The sequence below is a fragment of the Flavobacterium swingsii genome (assembly GCF_900111965.1).
In the GTDB taxonomy this organism is placed as follows: Bacteria; Bacteroidota; Bacteroidia; order Flavobacteriales; family Flavobacteriaceae; genus Flavobacterium; species Flavobacterium swingsii.
In genome coordinates this window covers 1-5,151 of sequence record NZ_FOJT01000008.1, presented here as the reverse complement: position 1 = coordinate 5,151, position 5,151 = coordinate 1, and the positions used below count along the sequence as shown (strand labels likewise).

Sequence of the window (5,151 nt, the reverse complement as noted above, 5' to 3'; positions counted from 1 at the left end):
TCAACTTCACACAATATACGATGAAGAGTTTGATCCTGGCTCAGGATGAACGCTAGCGGCAGGCTTAACACATGCAAGTCGAGGGGTATAGTAGCAATACTAGAGACCGGCGCACGGGTGCGTAACGCGTATGCAATCTACCTTTTACAGAGGGATAGCCCAGAGAAATTTGGATTAATACCTCATAGTATAACGAGTTCGCATGAATTTGTTATTAAAGTCACAACGGTAAAAGATGAGCATGCGTCCCATTAGCTTGTTGGTAAGGTAACGGCTTACCAAGGCAACGATGGGTAGGGGTCCTGAGAGGGAGATCCCCCACACTGGTACTGAGACACGGACCAGACTCCTACGGGAGGCAGCAGTGAGGAATATTGGTCAATGGGCGCAAGCCTGAACCAGCCATGCCGCGTGCAGGATGACGGTCCTATGGATTGTAAACTGCTTTTGCACAGGAAGAAACACTACCTCGTGAGGTAGCTTGACGGTACTGTGAGAATAAGGATCGGCTAACTCCGTGCCAGCAGCCGCGGTAATACGGAGGATCCAAGCGTTATCCGGAATCATTGGGTTTAAAGGGTCCGTAGGCGGTCTAATAAGTCAGTGGTGAAAGCCCATCGCTCAACGATGGAACGGCCATTGATACTGTTAGACTTGAATTACTTGGAAGTAACTAGAATATGTAGTGTAGCGGTGAAATGCTTAGAGATTACATGGAATACCAATTGCGAAGGCAGGTTACTACAAGTGGATTGACGCTGATGGACGAAAGCGTGGGTAGCGAACAGGATTAGATACCCTGGTAGTCCACGCCGTAAACGATGGATACTAGCTGTTCGGAGCAATCTGAGTGGCTAAGCGAAAGTGATAAGTATCCCACCTGGGGAGTACGTTCGCAAGAATGAAACTCAAAGGAATTGACGGGGGCCCGCACAAGCGGTGGAGCATGTGGTTTAATTCGATGATACGCGAGGAACCTTACCAAGGCTTAAATGTAGATTGACCGGTTTGGAAACAGACTTTTCGCAAGACAATTTACAAGGTGCTGCATGGTTGTCGTCAGCTCGTGCCGTGAGGTGTCAGGTTAAGTCCTATAACGAGCGCAACCCCTGTTGTTAGTTGCCAGCGAGTCATGTCGGGAACTCTAGCAAGACTGCCAGTGTAAACTGTGAGGAAGGTGGGGATGACGTCAAATCATCACGGCCCTTACGCCTTGGGCTACACACGTGCTACAATGGCCGGTACAGAGAGCAGCCACTGCGCAAGCAGGAGCGAATCTACAAAACCGGTCTCAGTTCGGATCGGAGTCTGCAACTCGACTCCGTGAAGCTGGAATCGCTAGTAATCGGATATCAGCCATGATCCGGTGAATACGTTCCCGGGCCTTGTACACACCGCCCGTCAAGCCATGGAAGCTGGGGGTGCCTGAAGTCGGTGACCGCAAGGAGCTGCCTAGGGTAAAACTGGTAACTAGGGCTAAGTCGTAACAAGGTAGCCGTACCGGAAGGTGCGGCTGGAACACCTCCTTTCTAGAGAATGACTAGAATTAAAAAATAAGAAAGTTCTTATTACTCTTTGCTGTTAGTTCAAATAATACAATGTAAGAATGTTGTGAATCAACATTTTTAATTTAAGAAAAAGAGTGTCTCGTAGCTCAGCTGGTTAGAGTACTACACTGATAATGTAGGGGTCGACAGTTCGAGTCTGTCCGAGACAACTATTTTAGACTTAAAAAAAGAAGAAATTCTAGAGTTGAGAAATTATGAGTTTATATTCATAATTCATAATTCACAATTCATAAATAGATTGGGGGATTAGCTCAGCTGGCTAGAGCGCCTGCCTTGCACGCAGGAGGTCAACGGTTCGACTCCGTTATTCTCCACGAATTCGAAAGAATTAAAGTTCATTGACATATTGAGATAAGAAAATATTTAAAAAGTAGAAAGCGTTTTTTACTATTTATAGTAAAAGACAAAAAAAACGGTCTTAATTAATTTTAAGATTGGTACAATAAGCAAAATAAGGGCGTATGGGGGATGCCTTGGCTCTCAGAGGCGATGAAGGGCGTGATAAGCTGCGAAAAGCTACGGGGATCAGCACACATGAATTGATCCGTAGATACCCGAATGGGGCAACCCACTATGTTGAAGACATAGTACACCGATAGGTGGGCAAACCCGCTGAACTGAAACATCTAAGTAGGCGGAGGAGAAGAAAACAAAAGTGATTCCGTAAGTAGTGGCGAGCGAACGCGGATTAGCCCAAACCAATGTTGTTACGGCAATGTTGGGGTTGTAGGACCACGATATTTCTTGCACAAAGAATTAGAATTTACTGGAAAGTAAAGCCAAAGAAGGTGATAGCCCTGTATAAGTAATGAGTGTAAAGGATAGTGGTATCCTGAGTAGGGCGGGACACGAGAAATCCTGTCTGAATTTGGCGGGACCATCCGCTAAGGCTAAATACTCCTGAGAGACCGATAGTGAACCAGTACCGTGAGGGAAAGGTGAAAAGAACCGTGAATAACGGAGTGAAATAGATCCTGAAACCATACGCTTACAAGCGGTCGGAGCCCTTTAGTGGGGTGACGGCGTGCCTTTTGCATAATGAGCCTACGAGTTAACGTTGCTGGCAAGGTTAAGTGATTAAGTCACGGATCCGTAGCGAAAGCGAGTCTGAATAGGGCGCTTTAGTCAGTAGTGTTAGACGCGAAACCGTGTGATCTACCCATGGGCAGGATGAAGCTGTGGTAACACATAGTGGAGGTCCGAACCGGTTGACGTTGAAAAGTCTTCGGATGACCTGTGGGTAGGGGTGAAAGGCCAATCAAACTCGGAAATAGCTCGTACTCCCCGAAATGCATTTAGGTGCAGCGTTATGCGTAAAGTTATATAGAGGTAGAGCTACTGATTGGATGCGGGGGCTTCACCGCCTACCAATTCCTGACAAACTCCGAATGCTATATAATGTTTCATAACAGTGAGGGCTTGGGTGCTAAGGTCCAAGTCCGAGAGGGAAAGAACCCAGACCATCAGCTAAGGTCCCCAAATATATACTAAGTTGAAAGAACGAGGTCTGTCTGCATCGACAGCTAGGATGTTGGCTTGGAAGCAGCCATTCATTTAAAGAGTGCGTAACAGCTCACTAGTCGAGCGGACGGGCATGGATAATAATCGGGCATAAGTATATTACCGAAGCTATGGATTTAGAGTTTACTCTAAGTGGTAGGGGAGCATTCTAACAGGGTAGAAGGTGTGTCGTAAGGCATGCTGGACTGGTTAGAAAAGAAAATGTAGGCATAAGTAACGATAATGCGGGCGAGAAACCCGCACACCGAAAGACTAAGGTTTCCACAGCTATGCTAATCAGCTGTGGGTTAGTCGGGTCCTAAGGCGAACCCGAAAGGGACAGTCGATGGACAACGGGTTAATATTCCCGTACTACTTATTACTGTGATGGGGTGACGGAGTGATGAAAGCGCCGCGAACTGACGGAATAGTTCGTTGAAGTACCTACCTATAAGCTGCGCAGGCAAATCCACGCGGCTTGGGGAAATACGATAGTACTCGGAGCCTTCGGGCAAAGAGATAGTGCGCCTAAGGGCTTCCAAGAAAAACCTCTAAACTTCAGGTAATAAGTACCCGTACCGTAAACCGACACAGGTAGTCGAGGAGAGAATCCTAAGGTGCTCGAGAGATTCATGGCTAAGGAATTAGGCAAAATAGACCCGTAACTTCGGGAGAAGGGTCGCCAGCAGCAATGCTGGCCGCAGTGAAGAGGTCCAGGCGACTGTTTATCAAAAACACAGGGCTCTGCAAAATCGTAAGATGAAGTATAGGGCCTGACACCTGCCCGGTGCTGGAAGGTTAAGTGGAGATGTTATCTTCGGAGAAGCATTGAAATGAAGCCCCAGTAAACGGCGGCCGTAACTATAACGGTCCTAAGGTAGCGAAATTCCTTGTCGGGTAAGTTCCGACCTGCACGAATGGTGTAACGATCTGGACACTGTCTCAGCCATGAGCTCGGTGAAATTGTAGTAACGGTGAAGATGCCGTTTACCCGCAGTGGGACGAAAAGACCCTGTGCACCTTTACTATAGCTTAGTATTGACCTTGGATAAATGATGTGTAGGATAGGTTGGAGACTGTGAAGTGGCGTCGCTAGGCGTTGTGGAGTCATTGTTGAAATACAACCCTTTGTTTATCTGAGGCCTAACCCCATAATGTGGGGGACAGTGCTTGGTGGGTAGTTTGACTGGGGTGGTCGCCTCCAAAAGAGTAACGGAGGCTTCTAAAGGTTCCCTCAGCACGCTTGGTAACCGTGCGTAGAGTGCAATGGCATAAGGGAGCTTGACTGAGAGACATACAGGTCGATCAGGTACGAAAGTAGAGCATAGTGATCCGGTGGTTCCGCATGGAAGGGCCATCGCTCAAAGGATAAAAGGTACGCCGGGGATAACAGGCTGATCTCCCCCAAGAGCTCATATCGACGGGGGGGTTTGGCACCTCGATGTCGGCTCGTCACATCCTGGGGCTGGAGAAGGTCCCAAGGGTTGGGCTGTTCGCCCATTAAAGTGGCACGCGAGCTGGGTTCAGAACGTCGTGAGACAGTTCGGTCTCTATCTACTGTGGGCGCAAGAAATTTGAGTGGATCTGATTCTAGTACGAGAGGACCGAATTGGACTAACCTCTGGTGTATCTGTTGTTCCGCCAGGAGCACCGCAGAGTAGCTACGTTGGGAAGGGATAAGCGCTGAAAGCATATAAGCGCGAAACCCACCACAAGATGAGATTTCTTTTAAGGGTCGTAGGAGATGACTACGTTGATAGGCTATAGGTGTAAAGGCAGTAATGTCATAGCCGAGTAGTACTAATAACCCGTAAGCTTATGTACAAACTTTTCCCCGCCTCGGCGGGGAAGAAACTTTCTAAATAAATACTTCTTTATCTCAGTATGTTAAGATATTGTCCAATTGATAATTAACAATGTATAATTGCTAATTAACTTTGGAAATAATTGCCAAAGCAATTATAACCTCTTAAGGTGGTTATTGCGGCGGGGCTCACCTCTTCCCATCTCGAACAGAGAAGTTAAGCCCGCCTGCGCAGATGGTACTGCATTTTTGTGGGAGAGTATGTCGTCGCCTTTCTTT

At 47.4% G+C, this 5,151-nt stretch carries 2 tRNA genes and 3 rRNA genes; all 5 read left to right on the top strand.

Annotation, left to right across the window (positions count from 1 at the left end):
• Positions 1-17 precede the first annotated feature (17 nt).
• The 5 genes from BM053_RS12065 (at position 18) to rrf (ending at position 5,148) form a co-directional block, all read left to right on the top strand.
• Positions 18-1,529: ribosomal RNA gene (locus tag BM053_RS12065) — 16S ribosomal RNA — on the top strand.
• A gap of 114 nt (positions 1,530-1,643) precedes the next feature.
• Positions 1,644-1,717, top strand: a tRNA-Ile gene (locus BM053_RS12060).
• A gap of 91 nt (positions 1,718-1,808) precedes the next feature.
• Positions 1,809-1,882, top strand: a tRNA-Ala gene (locus BM053_RS12055).
• A 126-nt stretch (positions 1,883-2,008) separates the two neighbouring features.
• Positions 2,009-4,892: ribosomal RNA gene (locus BM053_RS12050) — 23S ribosomal RNA — on the top strand.
• Positions 4,893-5,038: 146 nt separating this feature from the next.
• Positions 5,039-5,148: ribosomal RNA gene (gene rrf / locus BM053_RS12045) — 5S ribosomal RNA — on the top strand.
• The 16S, 23S and 5S rRNA genes sit together here with 2 tRNA genes alongside, the layout of an rRNA operon.
• Positions 5,149-5,151: the final 3 nt, after the last annotated feature.